Source organism: Streptomyces sp. NPDC102441, from assembly GCF_044765585.1.
Taxonomy (GTDB): Bacteria; Actinomycetota; Actinomycetes; order Streptomycetales; family Streptomycetaceae; genus Streptomyces.
This window is the reverse complement of record NZ_JBIWKH010000015.1, coordinates 147,222-163,898: the sequence shown is the minus strand read 5'-3', so window position 1 is coordinate 163,898 and position 16,677 is coordinate 147,222. Positions and strand designations below refer to the sequence as shown.

Below are 16,677 nucleotides of genomic sequence, written 5' to 3'. Positions count from 1 at the left end.
CCAGGGCCCTGTTCAGACCTTCCCGATCCCCAGCGTCGTCTCGGCCGGCAGGAGCCCGGAGCCGATCGCCTCCACCCACAGCGGGCCCAGCAACTCCACCAGTCGCTCCCGCTCTTCCGCCCCGAACGCCGCCCAGGGCACCGAAGCGGCTTCGTCCGTCCGCCGCTCCACCCGCGCCCGCAGCGCCCGCCCGGCCTCGGTGGCGGACCCGTCCGCCGCGACCAGCCCCCGGCCCACCAGCCGGGCCCGGCCGGCATCCCACTCGGCCGCGCTCCAGCCCCGGCTCGCGAACACCTCGGGCGGGGCCGCGCCGACCGCCGCGAACGACACCAGCGACTCCACCGGGTCGAGCCCTTCCGCGACCAGCGCCGCGATGTGCCCGTCCCCCCGGTGCTCCCGCAGCACCGTGGCGGCCTGCCACAGCACCAGATGCGGCGCCTCGGGCCAGGGCAGGGCGGCGTTGGCCCCGGCGAGCGGCCGCCCCGTGACGTCCGCCGCCTCGGCGGCCCGGCGCACCAGTGCGGCGGCCTCGGCGAACTCCGCACCCTCCACCCGGTCACCGAACAGCGCCCGGTACGCCCGGTCGACCGCCCTCGTACGCGCCGCGAGCACCGCCCGCGGCTCCGCCACGTCCCACCCGGCCGGGACGTACCGGGCGACCATGGCCGGGCTGAAGCTGTGGAACACCGCCGTCACCCTGTCCGCGTCCGCCGCCCCCAGCGGGGCCGCGCGCCACGCGAAGTAGCTGGGCCAGCGCTCGTCCGTGGCGTACCCGAGGGCGGCGGCCTCCTCGAACACCTCCGGCGCGTAGTAGAAGACGGCGTGCAGCGGCTCCAGCAGGTGCCACATCTGACGTACGTGTCCCAGCTCGTCGGCCATGTCCCCGGTCTCCCCGTCATCCTGAAACTTGTCAGCGTCTAGATCCTGTTCCAGCATGCGGCCGCCCCCATAACTTGTCAATGCCTAGATGTCGCGTACCGTAGGGAACCATGAGCAGCGAGCGCACCTATCACCACGGCGACCTACGGCGCGCGGTCCTGACCGCCGCACTCGACGTCATCGCGGCGGACGGCCCCGACGCCCTGTCCCTGCGCGACCTGGCCCGCCGGGCCGGCGTCTCGCACGCCGCACCGGCCCACCACTTCAAGGACCGCACCGGCCTGCTCACCGCCGTCGCCGCCGAGGGCTACGCACTCTTCGCCGACGCCCTGGCCGAGGCCCCCGGCCTCCAGGAACGGGGCGTGGCCTACGTGCGGTTCGCCGTCGACCGTCCCGCGCACTTCCAGGTGATGTTCCGCCCGGAACTGCACCGCGCCGACGACCCCACCCTGATCGCCGCGAAGGCCCGCGCCACCGAGGAACTGCGCGCAGGCGTCAGCGGCCTGCCCGAAGCGGCCCGGGGCGAGGACGCCCGCCTCACCGGCGTCGCCGCCTGGTCCCTGGCCCACGGCTTCGCCACCCTGCTGCTCAGCGGCAACCTGTCCGACGCCCTGGAGGGCCGCACCCCGGAGGAGGCGTTCCGCGCGGCGGCCGGGCTGGTCTTCAGGCCGGGCCCCCCGGACAGCTGACGCGCTCCTACGACCCCTACGACCCCTACGACCCAAGGATCGTCGTGAGGAACTCCCCGGTCCACGACAGGAGTTCGCGCCCCATCACCGGCTTCCCGCCGATCCGGCCCGCCGTCGGCCGCGGCACCAGGAGCTGGTGGGCGGCCGGCTTGATGATGGTCTTCGGGTGCAGCCGCTTCAGCCGCAGCTCCTGCGACTCCCGCAGCTCCACCGGCGCGAAGCGGATGTTCGGCCCCTGCAGCACGATCTCGCCGACCCCGCAGGCCCGGGCCAGCATCCGCAGCCCCGCCACCAGCAGGAGGTTCTCCACCGGCTCCGGCAGCTTGCCGTAGCGGTCGGTGAGCTCCTCGCGCACCCCCCTGATGTCCTCCTCCGAATTCGCGGAGGCGATCGAGCGGTACGCCTGGAGGCGCAGCCGCTCACCCGGGGCGTAGTCGTGCGGGATGTGCGCGTCGACCGGGAGCTCGATCTTGACCTCCAGCGGCGGCTCCTCCTCGACCCCTCCGTCCACGGCCGCCCGGTAGTCCGCCACCGCCTCGCCGACCATGCGGATGTACAGGTCGAAGCCGACGCCCGCGATATGACCCGACTGCTCACCGCCGAGCATGTTTCCGGCGCCGCGGATCTCCAGGTCCTTCATCGCCACGTACATGCCCGCACCCATCTCGGTGTGCTGGGCGATCGTCGCCAGACGCTCGTGCGCGGTCTCCGTCAGCGGCTTCTCCGGCGGATACAGGAAGTAGGAGTAGCCCCGGTCCCGGCCACGGCCGACACGGCCGCGCAGCTGGTGCAGCTGGGACAGACCGAAGTTGTCGCCGCGCTCCACGATCAGCGTGTTGGCGTTGGAGATGTCGATGCCGGACTCGACGATCGTCGTGGAGACCAGCACGTCGAACCGCTTCTCCCAGAAATCGACGACGACCTTCTCCAGTTGGCTCTCGCCCATCTGCCCGTGCGCCGTGGCGATCCGCGCCTCGGGCACGATCTCCCGCAGCCGCGCCGCGGCCCTGTCGATGGACTCGACCCGGTTGTGGATGTAGAACACCTGGCCCTCACGCAGGAGTTCGCGCCGCACGGCCGCGCCGATCTGCTTCTCCTCGTACGGCCCGACGAAGGTGAGGACCGGGTGCCGCTCCTCGGGGGGCGTCGTGATCGTCGACATCTCGCGGATGCCCGTGACAGCCATTTCGAGCGTACGGGGAATGGGGGTCGCCGACATCGTGAGCACGTCGACGTTGGCCCGCAGCTTCTTCAGCTGCTCCTTGTGCTCGACGCCGAAACGCTGCTCCTCGTCGACGATGACCAGGCCCAGGTCCTTGAACTTCGTCTCCGACGAGAACAGCCGGTGCGTGCCGATGACCAGGTCCACGGACCCGTCCTTCAGCCCGTCCAGCGTCGCCTTCGACTCGGTGTCCGACTGGAAGCGGCTCAGCGCCCGCACGTTGACGGGGAACTGGGCGTACCGCTCGGTGAACGTCCCGAAGTGCTGCTGGACCAGGAGCGTCGTGGGCACGAGGACGGCGACCTGCTTGCCGTCCTGGACGGCCTTGAAGGCCGCGCGCACCGCGATCTCCGTCTTTCCGTACCCGACGTCACCGCAGATCAGCCGGTCCATCGGGACGGACTTCTCCATGTCCTCCTTGACCTCGGCGATCGTCGACAACTGGTCGGGCGTCTCCGTGTACGGGAACGCGTCCTCCAGCTCCCGCTGCCACGGGGTGTCCGGGGAGAAGGCGTAGCCGGGGGCCGCCATCCGCGCCGAGTACAGCTTGATCAGGTCGCCGGCGATCTCCTTGACCGCCTTCTTGGCCCGCTGCTTCGTCTTCGTCCAGTCGGCGCCGCCGAGCCGGTGCAGGGTCGGGGCCTCGCCGCCGACGTACTTGGTGACCTGCTCCAGCTGGTCGGTCGGGATGTAGAGGCGGTCACCGGGCTGGCCGCGTTTGGCGGGGGCGTACTCGACGAGGAGGTACTCGCGGGTCGCGCCCTGCACGGTGCGCTGGACCATCTCGATGTAGCGGCCGACACCGTGCTGCTCGTGGACGATGTAGTCGTTCGCCTGGAGGGTCAGCGGGTCGACGGACTTGCGGCGGCGGGCCGGCATCCGCCCCAGGTCCTTGCTGGCGGTGCGCTGCCCGGTCAGATCCGTCTCGGTCAGGACGGCGAGCTTCAGCCCCGGGTCCACGAAACCGTTGTCGATGGCTCCGCAGGAGACATGGACGAGCGACGGCGTGATCTCGGCCAGGTCCTGGTCGAGGCGGGCAGCGATGCCCTCGCCGCCGAGCACCTCGACCGTGCGGGCGGCGGGGCCCTGCCCCTCGGTGACGTACACCGTGCGCCAGCCGTCGGCGAGCCACCCCTTCGTGTCGGCGAGCGCCCGGGCGGTGTCGCCGCGGTACGTCTCCGGGGCGTGCATCCCGAGCTTCAGGGAGTCCCCGTCCAGCTCCTCGTCGGCGGCGAACGGGGAGGTCGACCACCACATCATGGACAGCTCACGGGCCCGGTCCCGGACATCCGCGATGCCCCACAGGGAGGCCGCGCCGACGTCGATCGGGGCCTCGCCGCCGCCCGCCGTGGCCGCCCAGGACGCCTGGAGGAACTCCTGGCTCGTCGCGACGAGGTCGGCCGCCCTGGTCCGCACCCGCTCCGGGTCGCAGACCAGTGCCATCGAGCCCTTCGGCAGGACGTCGAGCAGCAGCTCCATCTCGTCGACGAGGACCGGCGCGAGGGACTCCATGCCCTCGACCGCGATCCCCTCCGCGATCTTCCCCAGCAGTTCGCCCAGCTCCGGGTGCGCCTCGGCGAGAGCTGCGGCCCGGCCGCGTACGTCCTCCGTGAGCAGCAGTTCACGGCAGGGCGGGGCCCACAGCCCGTGCTCGGCGACCTCCAGGGACCGCTGGTCGGCGATCTTGAAGTAGCGGATCTCCTCGACGTCGTCGCCCCAGAACTCCACTCGGAGGGGGTGCTCCTCGGTCGGCGGGAAGACGTCCAGGATGCCGCCGCGCACGGCGAACTCGCCGCGCTTCTCGACCAGCTCGACCCGGGAGTACGCCGCTGCCGCGAGCGCGTCCACGATCTCGCCCAGATCCGCGGTCTGCCCGCTGCTCAGCGCGACGGGCTCCAGGTCGCCCAGCCCCTTGACCTGCGGCTGGAGCACGGACCGGACCGGGGCGACGACCACGCTGACCGGCCCGGTCTCCGGGTCGTCCTGCCGGGGATGGGCGAGGCGGCGGAGCACGGCGAGGCGGCGGCCCACGGTGTCCGAGCGCGGTGAGAGCCGCTCGTGGGGCAGGGTTTCCCACGAGGGGAACTCCGCCACGGTGTCGGGCGGCAGCAGGGTCCGCAGCGCCGCCGCCAGGTCCTCGGCCTCCCGCCCGGTCGCGGTGACGGCGAGCACCGTACGCCCGGCCTCACGGGCCAGCGCGGCCACGGCGAAGGGGCGTGCGGCGGGCGGGCCGACCAGGTCGACATGGGCCCGGTGGCCGTCGGCCGCGGCCTTCACCGCTTCGGAGAGCGCCGGGTCGGTGACGACGACATCCAGCAGACCGTGCAGGCTCATGAAGGTTCCGTCCGGTGTGGCGAGTGAGCAACGCGAAGGGCCCGACACGTGGCACGGGCCGGGGGCTCCAGCGTACGACGCCGGTGTGTCACTCGCGCGAGGGAACGCCGTTGTCCGGACGGCGGCAGGCGGACTAGCCTTAGTCCTGAGCTAGTCCACTCTTCGCCCCTGTGAGGCAGTCATGGCAGCAGCCCGGCAGTACAACGTGCACGAGGCCAAGACCCACTTCTCGCGCATACTGCAACAGGTCGAGACCGGCGAGGAAGTCGTGATCAGCCGGGCCGGGGAGCCCATCGCGAAGGTGGTGCCCCTGCGGTCCAAGGTCAACCGGACCGACTACGGCGCCCTTCGGGGACAGATTCATATCCCTGAGGACTTCGACGAGCTCCCCGACGACATCGCTGAAGCGTTCGGGATGCGTGGATGAGGCTTCTTCTCGACACACACGTCGTCCTGTGGTGGCTCAATGCCTCACCGGAGCTTCCCGAGGACACGAGGGAGCTCCTGCGCACGGAGTCCGAGGTCTACGTCAGCGCTGCCACGCCATGGGAAATCGAGATCAAGCAAAGCCTCGGAAAGCTGGAGGGCGCCCCGGACCTCGCCGAGCGCGCCAGAGACATGCAGTTCAGGCCTTTCCCGATCACCGCCGAGCACGGTGTACGCGCCGGCCGCCTCCCCCCGCTCCACCGTGACCCCTTCGACCGGATCCTGGTCGCCCAGGCCCAGACGGAAGGGCTGATGGTCGTCACCCGTGACAAGTGGATCCCCCAGTACGACGTACAGGTCCTGTCCGTCTGAGAACTGACGACGCGATCCGGCCCGGGGCGTTCGGAGGAACACCCCGGGCCCGGGTCCGTCATCCTGCGACAGGCTCCGTCACCCGTCCGTGGCGATCGCGTTCAGGACGTGCATCCGGCCGGCCCGGAAGGCCGGTACCAGGGCGGCGAACAGTCCGACAAAGGCCGAGGCGACGAACACGGTGAGGATCGTCGGCCACGGGATCTCCAGGACCCCGAGCCCCTCCAGGGCCAGCAGCTTCTGGGCCGAGGTGCCCCAGCCCATTCCGAGACCGAGTCCGAGCAGCGCGCCGAACAGGGCGATGACCACCGACTCCAGCCGGATCATGCGCCGCAGCTGACGGCGGGAGAGGCCGATCGCCCGCATCAGGCCGATCTCGCGGGTCCGCTCGACCACCGACAGGGCCAGGGTGTTCACCACGCCGAGCACCGCGACGACGATCGCCAGGGCGAGCAGGCCGTACACGATGTTCAGCAGCTGGCCGATCTGGTCCTTCAGGTCCTGCTTGAAGTCGGCCTGGTTCTGCACCTTGTACTGCGGGTAGGCGGCGAGCGAGCTCTTGAGGGCCTCGTACGCCTCCTTCTCCTTGCCGTCCTCCGCCGCGGCGAACATGATCATGTTCTCGGGCATCCTGTCGGCTGCGACATAGCGCTCGGCCGTGGTGATGTTGGTGTACATCGACCCCTGGTCGACGTTCGTGTCGTCCGACGTGATCGCCGCGACCTTCAGCTTCGCGGTCTCGCCCGCCTTGAAGTCGACGGTGATCTCGTCGCCGACCTCGATCTTGTGCAGGGCGGCGTAGTCCGATCCGACCGACATGGAGTTCGCGCCGTACGCCTTGGCCAGGTCACCGGCGACCGTCTCACGCCGCAGGTCCTGCGGGTACGTCGGGTCGGCGGCGGTGACCTCCTCGTCGCCGGTCGAGCCGTCGGGGTTGGTGAGCTTCGCGGCGAGCACCTTGTAGTCGGTGACGTGCTCGATGCCCGGCACCTTCTCGATGGCGTCGGCTGCCTGCGGCACGACGAGCTGCCCGGTGTTCGACTGGACGATGAAGTCCGTGCCGACCGACTTGTCCAGCTCTTCGGTGGCCGAGGCGACCATCGACGAGCCGACGACCGAGAGGCACGCCACCAGGGCCAGGCCGATCATCAGTGCCGCGCCGGTCGCTCCCGTACGCCGGGGGTTGCGCAGCGCGTTGCGCTCCGCGAGCCGGCCGACCGGGCCGAACAGCCGCAGCACGACGGCGCCGAGCACCCGCACGACCACACCCGCCAGCAGCGGGCCGATCACGATGAAGCCGACGAGGGTGAGGATCACGCCCAGGCCGAGGTAGAGCGAGCCCTCGCTCGCCTCGTCCACCCGGGTCGTCGCCCACAGACCCGCGGCACCGGCCCCCGTGAGGACCAGGCCGATTCCGGCACGGATCCAGCCGGACCTGGCGTCCGCCGGGGTTCCCGCGTCCCGCAGGGCGGCCATCGGGGAGACCTTCCCGGCACGGCGGGCCGGGATGTACGCGGCGAGGACGGTGACGACGATGCCCAGGACCAGCCCGGTCACCGGTGTCGCCCAGGCGACGGTGAGGTCGTCGGTGGACAGCTCCATGCCGATGGCGCCCATGAGCTTCATCAGCCCGACGGCGAGGCCGATGCCGGCCGCGACACCCAGGACCGATCCGACGATGCCCAGGAGCACCGCCTCGACGAGCACGGACCGGTTGACCTGCTTACGGCTGGAACCGATGGCCCGCATCAGGCCGATCTCACGGGTGCGCTGGGCGACCAGCATCGAGAAGGTGTTGACGATCAGGAAGATGCCGACGAGGAAGGCGATCCCGGCGAAGCCGAGCATCGCGTACTTCATGACGTCCAGGAAGGAGCCCATGGAGTCCTTGTTGGCGTCCGCGGCCTCCTTCTGGGTCTGCAGCTTGTACGCGGCCGGGTCGCCCAGGGCCGCGGCGACGTCCTTCTTCAGTTCGGTGTCACCGACACCCGGTTCGGCGGTGACCGAGATGTGCGTGAAGACACCGGACGCGCCCAGCAGCTTCTGCTGCGCGGTGGCGGTGTCGAGGTAGACGATGGCCGCACCGGGGTTGGTCACGGTGAACTCGGCGATCCCGCTGATCTTCGCCTTGATGTCACCGGTGACGGCGATGGTGCGCACCTCGTCGCCGAGGGTCAGCTGATGCTTCTCCGCGGTGTCGGCGTCGATCATGGCCTCGGTGGGTCCGCGCGGTGCGTGGCCCGAGGTGATCTCCATGGACCGCAGGTCGTTGTCGGTCCAGTTGCCCGCGATCGTCGGGGCACCGGTGTCGGACCCGAGGTTCTTGTTGTGACTGTCGACGAGGGTGACGGCCATGCTGCTGACCGCGCCCTCGGCCTTCTTCACCCCGTCCACGCCGGAGACCTCGGCGACGACGGACGCGGGGAGCGCCTCGGGCTTGCCGTTCTCCGGGATGTCGGCGGTCTCGGCCGACTTCGGGCTGACCGTGACATCCGCGGACGTCGCCGCGAAGAGCTTGTCGAAGGTGGTGTTCATCGTGTCGGTGAAGACGAGCGTGCCGCACACGAACGCCACCGACAGCAGGACGGCGACGGCGGAGAGCGCCATCCGGCCCTTGTGCGCGAGGAAGTTGCGCACCGAGGTCTTCCAGACGGTCATGACGTCCGCCCGCGTGCGTCGAAGTCCTTCATCCGGTCCAGGACCTGCTCGGCGGTCGGGTTCTTCATCTCGTCGACGATCGAGCCGTCCGCGAGGTAGAGGACCCGGTCCGCGTAGGAGGCGGCCACCGGGTCGTGGGTGACCATGACGATGGTCTGGCCGAGCTCGTCGACCGACCTGCGCAGGAAGGACAGCACCTCGGCTCCGGCACGGGAGTCCAGGTTCCCCGTGGGCTCGTCACCGAAGATGATCTCGGGCCGGGCGGCGAGTGCCCTGGCCACGGCGACGCGCTGCTGCTGACCCCCGGAGAGCTGTGTGGGCCGGTGCTTGAGCCGCTCGGAGAGCCCGACGGTCTCCACTACCTGCCGCAGCCAGGCGGCGTCGGGCCTACGGCCCGCGATGTCCATCGGCAGCGTGATGTTCTCGAGCGCGTTGAGCGTCGGGAGCAGGTTGAACGCCTGGAAGATGAAGCCGATCCGGTCCCGGCGCAGCTGCGTCAGCTTCTTGTCCTTGAGACCCGTGATCTCGGTGTCGGCGAGGTGGATCTGACCCGAGGTCACCGTGTCCAGACCCGCCAGGCAGTGCATCAGCGTCGACTTGCCGGACCCCGAGGGGCCCATGATCGCCGTGAACTGCCCGCGGACGATGTCCACGTCGACGTGGTCGAGCGCCACGACCCGGGTCTCGCCGGCTCCGTACGCCTTGACGACCTGCCGCGCTCGCGCAGCAACGGCCGTACGCCCTCCAGTGTCCCCGTGCCTGGGAATGGTTACAGCCGTTGTCACGGTTTTTCTCCTATGTCAGTTGATGCCGGGGCGTCTCTGTGTACGTTCCGAGTCTCGGGTGAAGAGGTGTTCCGGCGCGCTGGTGCCGGGCGCAGTCTTCGAGGGGGGTTTTCCCCACCCCGCCCCCCTGAGGCCGGCCGCATCCGCGGTGTAAGAACACGCTAAGGAACGGGACGCCCCCGTCTCGTCCTCCGGCGGGAGGAACGGCCCCCGGGCGCAACTCCGGTGCTCCCCCTAGGGGTCAGTCCCCCCGGTGCGGGACCTTAGTAGGGGTCTCACTCGCGGGCCTGCGGCTCCGTATGGCCGCGGGCGGTGAGACAGTGTCCCCTCGGGAAGCAGATGCATTTTTGGATCCTGCCGGGCTCGATCCAAACGAAAGACCCTGGACAACTGTCGTGTTACCTGGGGTAGTTCATCCGCAACAACTGGTTCCCGCTCACCACGACCGGCCTCGTCAGCCCCACCCGCGGGGCCGAAGTAGTACGGGGCCGAACAGCGGACTGCCCGGCTCCGGGCCCCGAGGGGCCGGAGCCGGGCAGTCCGGCGTACGAGGAGTTCTGCCGGGTCAGCTCTTGACCGCGGCCGCCTCCTGCGGGGCGGCCACCTCGGCCTGCTCGCCGGGGGCGGCGGCAGGACGGCGAAGGGCGGGGATGAACGCCGAGATCACCACGGCGACCAGTGCGACACCGCAGCCGAACATCAGGCCGGTACGGAACCCGGCCTCGGAGGTGAAGGAGTAGCCGGCCGTCTCCGTGGTCATCTGCGCGAGGACCGCGCCGATCACCGCGGCGCCGATCGAGGTGCCGAGTGCGCGCATGAGGGTGTTGAACCCGTTGGCGGCCGCCGTCTCGGACACCGGGACCGAGCTCATGATCAGGGCGGGCATCGCGCCGTAGGCGAGGCCGACGCCGCCGCTGCTGACCATGAGGAACAGCATCAGGCCCCAGGCGGAGCCCATCAGGAGGATTCCCAGCCCGTAGGCCGCGGCGATGACCAGCACACCGCAGATCAGCGTGAACTTCGGGCCACGGGAGTCGGTGAGCTTTCCGCCGAGCGGGGAGATGACCATCATCATGAGGCCACCGGGGGCCATCCACAGGCCGGCCGCGAGCATCGACTGACCGAGGCCGTAGCCCGTGGCCTCGGGGAACTGCAGCAACTGCGGGACGATCAGCATGCCGGCGTACATACCGAAGCCGACGAAGAGCGACGCGAGGTTGGTGATCAGCACGCGGGGGCGGGCCGTGGTCCGCAGATCGACCAGCGGATCCTTGGTGCGCAGCTCCCAGAAGCCCCAGACGAGGAGCACCACGACGGCGGCGGCGAACAGGCCGATGGTCGTCGTGGAGGCCCATCCCCACTCGGCGCCCTTGGAGACGGCGAGGAGCAGGCAGACCAGACCGACGGCCAGGCCGAGGGCGCCGGGAACGTCGAAACGCTGTCCCTTGGCGCCGGCCGGGACGTCCGGGACCAGGAACCAGATCAGGGCGAAGATGACGAGGGCCAGCACGGCGGAGCCCCAGAACAGCACCCGCCAGTTCGCGTACTGGGCGACGGCCGAGGCGATCGGCAGGCCGAGGGCGCCGCCGATGCCGAGGGAGGCGCTGACCAGGGCGATGGAGGAGCTCATCTTCTCCTTCGGCACCACGTCACGCAGCAGAGCGATGCCGAGCGGCACCATGCCCATGCCCATCCCCTGCAGACCTCGTCCGACGATCATGGGGACGACGGAGGACGCGAGCGCGCACACCACCGATCCGACGACCAGCGGCACCGAGCACGCGAGCAGCATCCGGCGCTTGCCCAGCAGGTCGCCCAGCCGTCCGGAGACCGGCACGCACACCGCGGAGACCAGCAGGGTGACGGTGATCACCCAGGCGGCGTTGGAGGACGTGGTGTCGAGGAGCTTCGGCAGCTCCGCGATGAGCGGGGTGACCAGGGTCTGCATGACCGCCGCGACGGTCCCGGCAAAGGCGAGGGTTGCGATCACACCGCCTGATCTGGCGGTCGGCTGGGGGGCATCCATGAGGGCGGAACTCCTAGGTGTCGTGTCGGGTCGCCCTCACCCAAGGGCAATGTGCATCCTACACGTCGAATGTGTCGTACACGTTATGTGTCCAATGCACACTCCATGAGAGCATGGAGCACACGTCCACGCGACGTGCGATCGATCCGGTGCGGGAGCAGGAGGACGCGGACACATGGCCGGACCCACGGACGACGTGGAGTACGAGCAGATGCTGCTCTGGCGTCACGACCTCGCCCACCACCGGGGCGGACACCACAGGAACGCGCTCCTGGAGCAAAGCGCCTACGTCCTGCTGAGCCGCATCCGCGTCCAGGGGCCGATGTCCAACGGCGAACTGAGCGACGCCTTCGGCCTCGACGCCTCCACCCTCAACCGCCAGACCGCCGCGGCGGCACACGCCGGACTGGCGGAACGCATCGCCGACCCCGACGGCGGCATGGCCCGCAAATTCCGCATCACCGACAAGGGCGCCCGGCTCCTGGACGAAGAGCGCGAACGTATCGTGCGCGCACTGGACCGGGTCATGGGCGACTGGCCGGACGCCGACATCGCCGCCTACGCCGCCTACCTCAAGCGCTTCAACACCGGCATCGAGCACCTCTCCGAGCGCCCCTGGCCACGCCCCTGACCCGGACCGCCCGCCGGACGCGCCGCCTCAGTCCCCCGCCGGCCCCGGCACCGCACGCCCCGTCAGAGCGGCCAGCGAATTGCGTACATGCGCCATGTGCGCCTGCACCTCCTCGCGGCCCTCCTCGTGCTCCCGCAGGATCCGGTCCGTCTCCCGCACCACACGCTCCTCCGCCATCCCCGCCCCCGACAGCAGCTCGGCCGCCCGCGCCTCCGCGTCCTCCTGGCCGTGCCGCGCCTCCTCCTCCGCCTCCGCGAGCTCCCGCCGCGCCTGCCCGAGCAGCGCCTCCCCACGGGCCGTCAGCTCCGCCTCAAGCTCCACCGTGGCAGCCTCGGCTCGGGCGATCTCCCCGTCCGCCGCCTTACCCCGCTCGGCATGCTCCTGCTCCTGGTGCGACAGCACACCCGCCGTACGTCGACGCGTCTCCGCCATCTCCGCCTCCGCGGCCCCACGCGCCTCACCGGCCTCCTGGCGCGCCTCCTCCACCAGCACCCCGGCCGCACCCCCTGCCGCCGTCAGCACCTCCTCCGCACCGGCGTCCGCCGCGGCCCGTACAGCCGCCGCCCGCTCCCGCGCCGCCTCACGGACCTCCCGGCCCGCCGCGTCCGCCGCGTCCCGCAGCGCCTGCGCCTCCTCCAGCGCCGCACCCCGCGCCGCCTCGGCCTCGGCCTCGGCCAGGGCCAGAATCCGCTGCGCCCGTTCCCCCAGCGACACAAACGTCTGCGGCGCGAGCGAAGCCACCACCTCCCCCAGCCGCGCCGACTCCGCCGCCAGCTCCTCGGCCCGCGCCGTCAGCAGGGAGAGCCGGTCCAGGGCCCCGTCCCGCTCCGCTGACAGCGAGGCCATGGTGCGGTCCACCTGCTCAGGACGGTAACCACGCCCCCGGACACCGACGAAACCGTGCTCGGACACCGGTCCACCACTCATCCCTGAAGCCCTCTTTCCAACTCTCCGACTCCACGACCATGAAGCAATACGTCAAGGATGCGGTAATTGGCCCGGAAGTCTGAATCGATCAGCCGTATTCAAGACCGAAGCGACCCGCATCACAGAACTCCACACAAAAGGCGCCCGCCCCATCACGGGACGAGCGCCTCTCGTACACAACGGATCAGATCCGATCTGGCCTTATAGCAGCCCGTCCCACATCTGCTCCAGCAGAACCGACCACCAGCCCTCGGGCGACGCCAGCGCCGCCGGGTCGACCGCCACCAACTGCGCCTGGAAATCGACCGTCCAACGGCCCGCCTGCTCCGGGTTCAACCCGAACCGCAACCGCCACATCCGGCCCAGCAACGCCATCGACCGCACGAACTCCGGCAGCCCCGTGTTCACGAACTGCGGCGGAACCGGCTGACCACCAGGCCCCGCCTCCACCGGAACAGCCACGATGTTCGCCGTCCCGTACTGCACACAGATCGCCCGGCCGAAGTCCGAACCCATCACCAGATACGAACCCGCGTCCGACGCCGGCTGCACCTGACGCTGCGCCGCCAGCTCCGCCAGCGTCGGCACCACCGGATGCCCCGGCTGCGCCCAGAAGAACGGCCCGAAATCGGCGGGCAGCCCCGCCCACACCAGCGTCCGCGCCACGACCTCGGGCACGCCCTGACGGGACACCGCCCGCTGATCGAAACGCAGCACACCCTGAGGACCGAAAGCCCCCAGCAGCTCCTCCGCCAACGCCTCAGGAGGCACAGCCATCGCAGGCGGCATCTGCGGCAACGGCGCCCGCACCGGAGCCGGCCGCGCCGGACCATCGGCCACCTGATGCAGCTCACCCTGATGCGTCAGCAGATGCTGCATCCCCTGCTGCCGGCTCGCGTGATCCGTACCGTACGGCGCGACACTCGTGATCCGGACCTGCGGCCAGGTCTCCCGGATCATCCGCGCACAGTAACCACCGGGCAGCTCACACGATTCCAGCTCCGTATGAAGCTCGATCACCTGCTGCGGCGGCACGTTCATCCCACGCAGCTCATGCAGCATCTGCCACTCCGGATGCGGAGTACCCGGCGCCGAACGCCGGATCAGCTGCTGCTCGCTGCCGTCGGCCGCACGGAAACGCAGCACGGCCTGATAGCCGGGACCGACCGTCGGCAGGCCCGCCGGCTGCTGCGGATAGCCGTACGCACCGGGAGGCGGCGGCGAAGTATGCGCCCCAGGCGCCCCCGGAGGGGGACCGGGAGGACCGGGAGGCGGCGGCGCGCCCGGGCCGGCCGGCCCCGGACCCGCCAGCATCGTCGCCGCCTGATGCACCCCGCCAGCCGGAGGCGGCATCGCCCCCGGAGGAGGACCAGGAGGAGGCGTGGACCCAGGCGGAGGCGGCGGAGGCGGCGCCATCGCACCCGGGGCACCAGGAGCCCCGGGAGGACCGGGCGGCCCGGGCGGGCCCGGCGCGTTCGGGCCGCCGATGCTCGCATCGGCGAACATCGTCGCGGCATGGTGCATCCCGCCACCCGGAGGCGGCGTGCCCCCAGGAGGGCCGGGCGGACGAGGAGGACCAGGCGGCTGCGCACCCGGAGGCGGCGTCGCACCCGAATCCGGCGAACCCGGAGGCCCCAGCTGCGAGACGAGCTGCGTCGGCACATAACCACCGGCCGGCACACCAGGTGCCGAAGGCGGCGGAGTCGCCCCCGGCCGCGCCCCCGGCATACCCGGCGCCCCGGGCGGCGGCGGAGTCGTCGACCCCGATCCCCGGGCGCCCCGAGGAGTCACCACAGCCTTGCTCGTCGCCGCGTCCGCGATGTCCCCGGCACCGGGCGCCGGGGCATGCGGAGCCGGCGCGGCAGGAACCACGGGGGCAGGAGCAGGAGCAGGAGCAGAGGCAGGAGGCCCCGGAGGCGGCGCCTGCGGATCCAGCCCAGGAACAACAGCGGTCGGCGGCAGCCGGCTGCCACCCGACATCAACGCCGTAGGCGCCTCCGCCGAAACCACCGGCGGAGGAGCCCCGTCATCGTCCGACCCCGAAAGCGGCGGCGCGAACACCGTCGCGGGCAGCGGCACCCCGCCCTCGTCCGCACCGGCGTTCGTGTCCGTACCCGCCCAAGGCGTACCCCCGGCCGGCACCCCGTCGTTCGCCGTGGGCTCGTGATCCCGCTGCCCACCCGCGGCCGGCCACGCCGACCCCGAATCCGGACGAGCCGGCCCCGGAACAGCAGGAGAGGAAGGAACAGGAGGCGGAACCGGCACGGACGAAGACGGCGCAGAACCGGAAGGCGCCGCACCCCCCTCCGCCCGCCGGTCCGGAATCCCCAGCTTGTCCGCCGCCTCCTGCAACCACTCCGGCGGCGTCAGCAGGAACGACGTCTGATTCAGATCAATACGCTGCGGCGGCTCCGGAGCGGTCTCCGCCTCGGCGGACACCCCGTAACCCTCCTCGTACCGCCGGATCACCTCACCCACCGGCAACCCCGGCCACAACGTGGCCTCACCACTGTCCCGGGCGATCACCAGCCGCTGACGGCCGCCGTCCGAAACAGGGCCCTCCGCACGGTCCTCGGACCACACCACAAAACCCAGCTCGAACTCACGGACCCGGACCTCACGGTGCTGGTACGCGGGTACATCACCGTTGACCCACTCATCCGCCCGCTCCTGCGCCTGCGCGAACGTCACCACCGCGCTCACCCCTCCACCGGGACGGCCCGCGCGAAGCCACCGTCCACCATCAGGTTCGCCACCGTCTCCAGCTCCGGCGGATTACCCGCCAGACGCTGAAGGAAAGCATCGAAATCCTCACCGCACGGCAACAGAAGCCGTTCAACCCGCTCCTGCACGCCCCAGCCGTCCTGATCCCGCGCGTCGTCGTACGCGCAGAACCACACCGACCCCACGCCACCACCACGCACCTTCACCGCCAGGATCCCGCCCTGGACGAAACCCACGCCCAGAAAATCCTTCGTGAAGTGATCCCGCAGACACTTGTTCACATAGACCAGATCATTCACAGCCGCCTCCTCACGCACCGTGAAGAACGGCTGGTCCACCAGCAGACCCAGCTCCGCGTCCAACGCCGCACCCACCGGCGCCGAGCCCCCCGCCGCCTTCAGGAACGACCGGTACGCACCCGGAAGCCGATACCCCAGATCCTCCTCGACACCCAGGATCTGCTGCTCACCCACCGCCACAGAACCCTTCGGCAGCCGGAAATGAGCAGGCCGCGTCTCCTGCAGCGGCCGCGTACCCCGACGGTTCTGATCCACCGGAGTCGTCGCCAGACCACCGTGATGACGCAACAACGCCTTCACCTCGACCGGCACCAGCTCCATCCGCCGGCCACCCGCCACGTGATGCCACGTCCAGCCGTGCGGAGTCGCCACCGCGGGAATCGTGTCCCACAGCTCATGACCACTCGCCGCCAACGCCGCGTTCGCCGACACGTAGTCCGTCAGCCGCAACTCGTCGATACCGAACCCCGGAGGCGGGTCAGCGATCTCCGCGGCCGCACGCGCGTACGGCGAAAGAACCGGAAAGCCGTCCTCGTCCACACGCACACCCCTGGGGTGGCGGGACGCCCGGACAGGATCCGGGAAATGCACGACCTGCCCGGCATAGGCCGCGTTCGGTGGCGCGGCTTGCTGCCCGAGCCGACCTGTCGTCATGGCGGTTGCCCCCTGCTGCGTCCGGTGTTCCGCACAGCCTATGCGGTGACG

Annotated in this window: 12 protein-coding genes; 4 read left to right on the top strand and 8 right to left on the bottom strand. The window is 70.7% G+C overall.

The annotated features are described in order from the left end of the window. Nucleotides 1-12 precede the first annotated feature (12 nt). On the bottom strand, nt 13-879 hold the full coding sequence (locus tag ACIREO_RS30150; protein ID WP_404115881.1) for a hypothetical protein: 867 nt from the start codon (nt 877-879) through the stop codon (nt 13-15). Nucleotides 880-989: 110 nt separating this feature from the next. Between ACIREO_RS30150 and ACIREO_RS30145 the strand changes: the two genes are divergently transcribed. Continuing rightward, entirely contained in the window at nt 990-1,568 is a 579-nt protein-coding gene (locus ACIREO_RS30145) for a TetR/AcrR family transcriptional regulator (protein WP_404115880.1), read from the top strand. Between the two features lie 25 nt (nt 1,569-1,593). On the opposite strand, the gene mfd is transcribed toward ACIREO_RS30145, so the two are convergent. Next, a complete protein-coding gene (gene mfd, locus ACIREO_RS30140) occupies nt 1,594-5,124 on the bottom strand; it encodes a transcription-repair coupling factor (RefSeq protein WP_404115878.1) in 3,531 nt (1,176 codons plus the stop codon). A gap of 181 nt (nt 5,125-5,305) precedes the next feature. On the opposite strand from mfd, the gene ACIREO_RS30135 reads away from it, so the two are divergent. Together ACIREO_RS30135 and ACIREO_RS30130 are read left to right on the top strand one after the other, a co-directional pair. Then, complete coding sequence (locus ACIREO_RS30135) at nt 5,306-5,551, top strand: type II toxin-antitoxin system Phd/YefM family antitoxin (protein ID WP_267075256.1); 246 nt, start codon at nt 5,306-5,308, stop codon at nt 5,549-5,551. Continuing rightward, nucleotides 5,548-5,922, top strand: coding sequence for a type II toxin-antitoxin system VapC family toxin (locus tag ACIREO_RS30130; RefSeq protein ID WP_404115876.1), 375 nt, complete (start codon nt 5,548-5,550; stop codon nt 5,920-5,922). The genes ACIREO_RS30135 and ACIREO_RS30130 overlap by 4 nt, the downstream gene beginning before the upstream one ends. 78 nt (nt 5,923-6,000) lie before the next feature. Here the strand turns inward: ACIREO_RS30130 and ACIREO_RS30125 are convergent, their stop codons facing one another. The 3 genes from ACIREO_RS30125 to ACIREO_RS30115 all read right to left on the bottom strand — a co-directional run bounded on the left by ACIREO_RS30125 (nt 6,001) and on the right by ACIREO_RS30115 (nt 11,391). After that, entirely contained in the window at nt 6,001-8,580 is a 2,580-nt protein-coding gene (locus ACIREO_RS30125; RefSeq protein WP_404115874.1) for an ABC transporter permease, read from the bottom strand. Next, nucleotides 8,577-9,365: an ABC transporter ATP-binding protein gene (locus ACIREO_RS30120; RefSeq protein WP_404115872.1), complete on the bottom strand. Its 789-nt coding sequence runs from the start codon at nt 9,363-9,365 to the stop codon at nt 8,577-8,579. The genes ACIREO_RS30125 and ACIREO_RS30120 overlap by 4 nt, the downstream gene beginning before the upstream one ends. 565 nt (nt 9,366-9,930) lie before the next feature. Further along, nucleotides 9,931-11,391, bottom strand: a complete 1,461-nt coding sequence (locus ACIREO_RS30115) for an MFS transporter (protein ID WP_404115871.1) — start codon at nt 11,389-11,391, stop codon at nt 9,931-9,933. A gap of 175 nt (nt 11,392-11,566) precedes the next feature. Between ACIREO_RS30115 and ACIREO_RS30110 the strand changes: the two genes are divergently transcribed. Next, entirely contained in the window at nt 11,567-12,022 is a 456-nt protein-coding gene (locus ACIREO_RS30110) for a MarR family transcriptional regulator (RefSeq protein WP_404115870.1), read from the top strand. A 27-nt stretch (nt 12,023-12,049) separates the two neighbouring features. Here the strand turns inward: ACIREO_RS30110 and ACIREO_RS30105 are convergent, their stop codons facing one another. From ACIREO_RS30105 to ACIREO_RS30095, 3 genes are all read right to left on the bottom strand, one after another. Beyond that, complete coding sequence (locus ACIREO_RS30105; protein ID WP_404115868.1) at nt 12,050-12,949, bottom strand: cellulose-binding protein; 900 nt, start codon at nt 12,947-12,949, stop codon at nt 12,050-12,052. A 201-nt stretch (nt 12,950-13,150) separates the two neighbouring features. After that, nucleotides 13,151-15,652, bottom strand: coding sequence for an SUKH-4 family immunity protein (locus tag ACIREO_RS30100; RefSeq protein ID WP_404115866.1), 2,502 nt, complete (start codon nt 15,650-15,652; stop codon nt 13,151-13,153). After that, entirely contained in the window at nt 15,649-16,626 is a 978-nt protein-coding gene (locus ACIREO_RS30095; RefSeq protein ID WP_404115864.1) for an SMI1/KNR4 family protein, read from the bottom strand. The genes ACIREO_RS30100 and ACIREO_RS30095 overlap by 4 nt, the downstream gene beginning before the upstream one ends. Nucleotides 16,627-16,677: the final 51 nt, after the last annotated feature.

Coding starts and splice junctions, on each gene's coding strand:
- ACIREO_RS30135 (WP_267075256.1), top strand. CDS start 5,306: ATGGCAGCAGCCCGGCAGTACAACGTGCACGAGGCCAAGACCCACTTC.
- ACIREO_RS30125 (WP_404115874.1), bottom strand. CDS start 8,580: ATGACCGTCTGGAAGACCTCGGTGCGCAACTTCCTCGCGCACAAGGGC.
- ACIREO_RS30150 (WP_404115881.1), bottom strand. CDS start 879: ATGGCCGACGAGCTGGGACACGTACGTCAGATGTGGCACCTGCTGGAG.
- ACIREO_RS30110 (WP_404115870.1), top strand. CDS start 11,567: ATGGCCGGACCCACGGACGACGTGGAGTACGAGCAGATGCTGCTCTGG.
- ACIREO_RS30095 (WP_404115864.1), bottom strand. CDS start 16,626: ATGACGACAGGTCGGCTCGGGCAGCAAGCCGCGCCACCGAACGCGGCC.
- ACIREO_RS30130 (WP_404115876.1), top strand. CDS start 5,548: ATGAGGCTTCTTCTCGACACACACGTCGTCCTGTGGTGGCTCAATGCC.
- ACIREO_RS30105 (WP_404115868.1), bottom strand. CDS start 12,949: ATGAGTGGTGGACCGGTGTCCGAGCACGGTTTCGTCGGTGTCCGGGGG.
- ACIREO_RS30145 (WP_404115880.1), top strand. CDS start 990: ATGAGCAGCGAGCGCACCTATCACCACGGCGACCTACGGCGCGCGGTC.
- mfd (WP_404115878.1), bottom strand. CDS start 5,124: ATGAGCCTGCACGGTCTGCTGGATGTCGTCGTCACCGACCCGGCGCTC.
- ACIREO_RS30115 (WP_404115871.1), bottom strand. CDS start 11,391: ATGGATGCCCCCCAGCCGACCGCCAGATCAGGCGGTGTGATCGCAACC.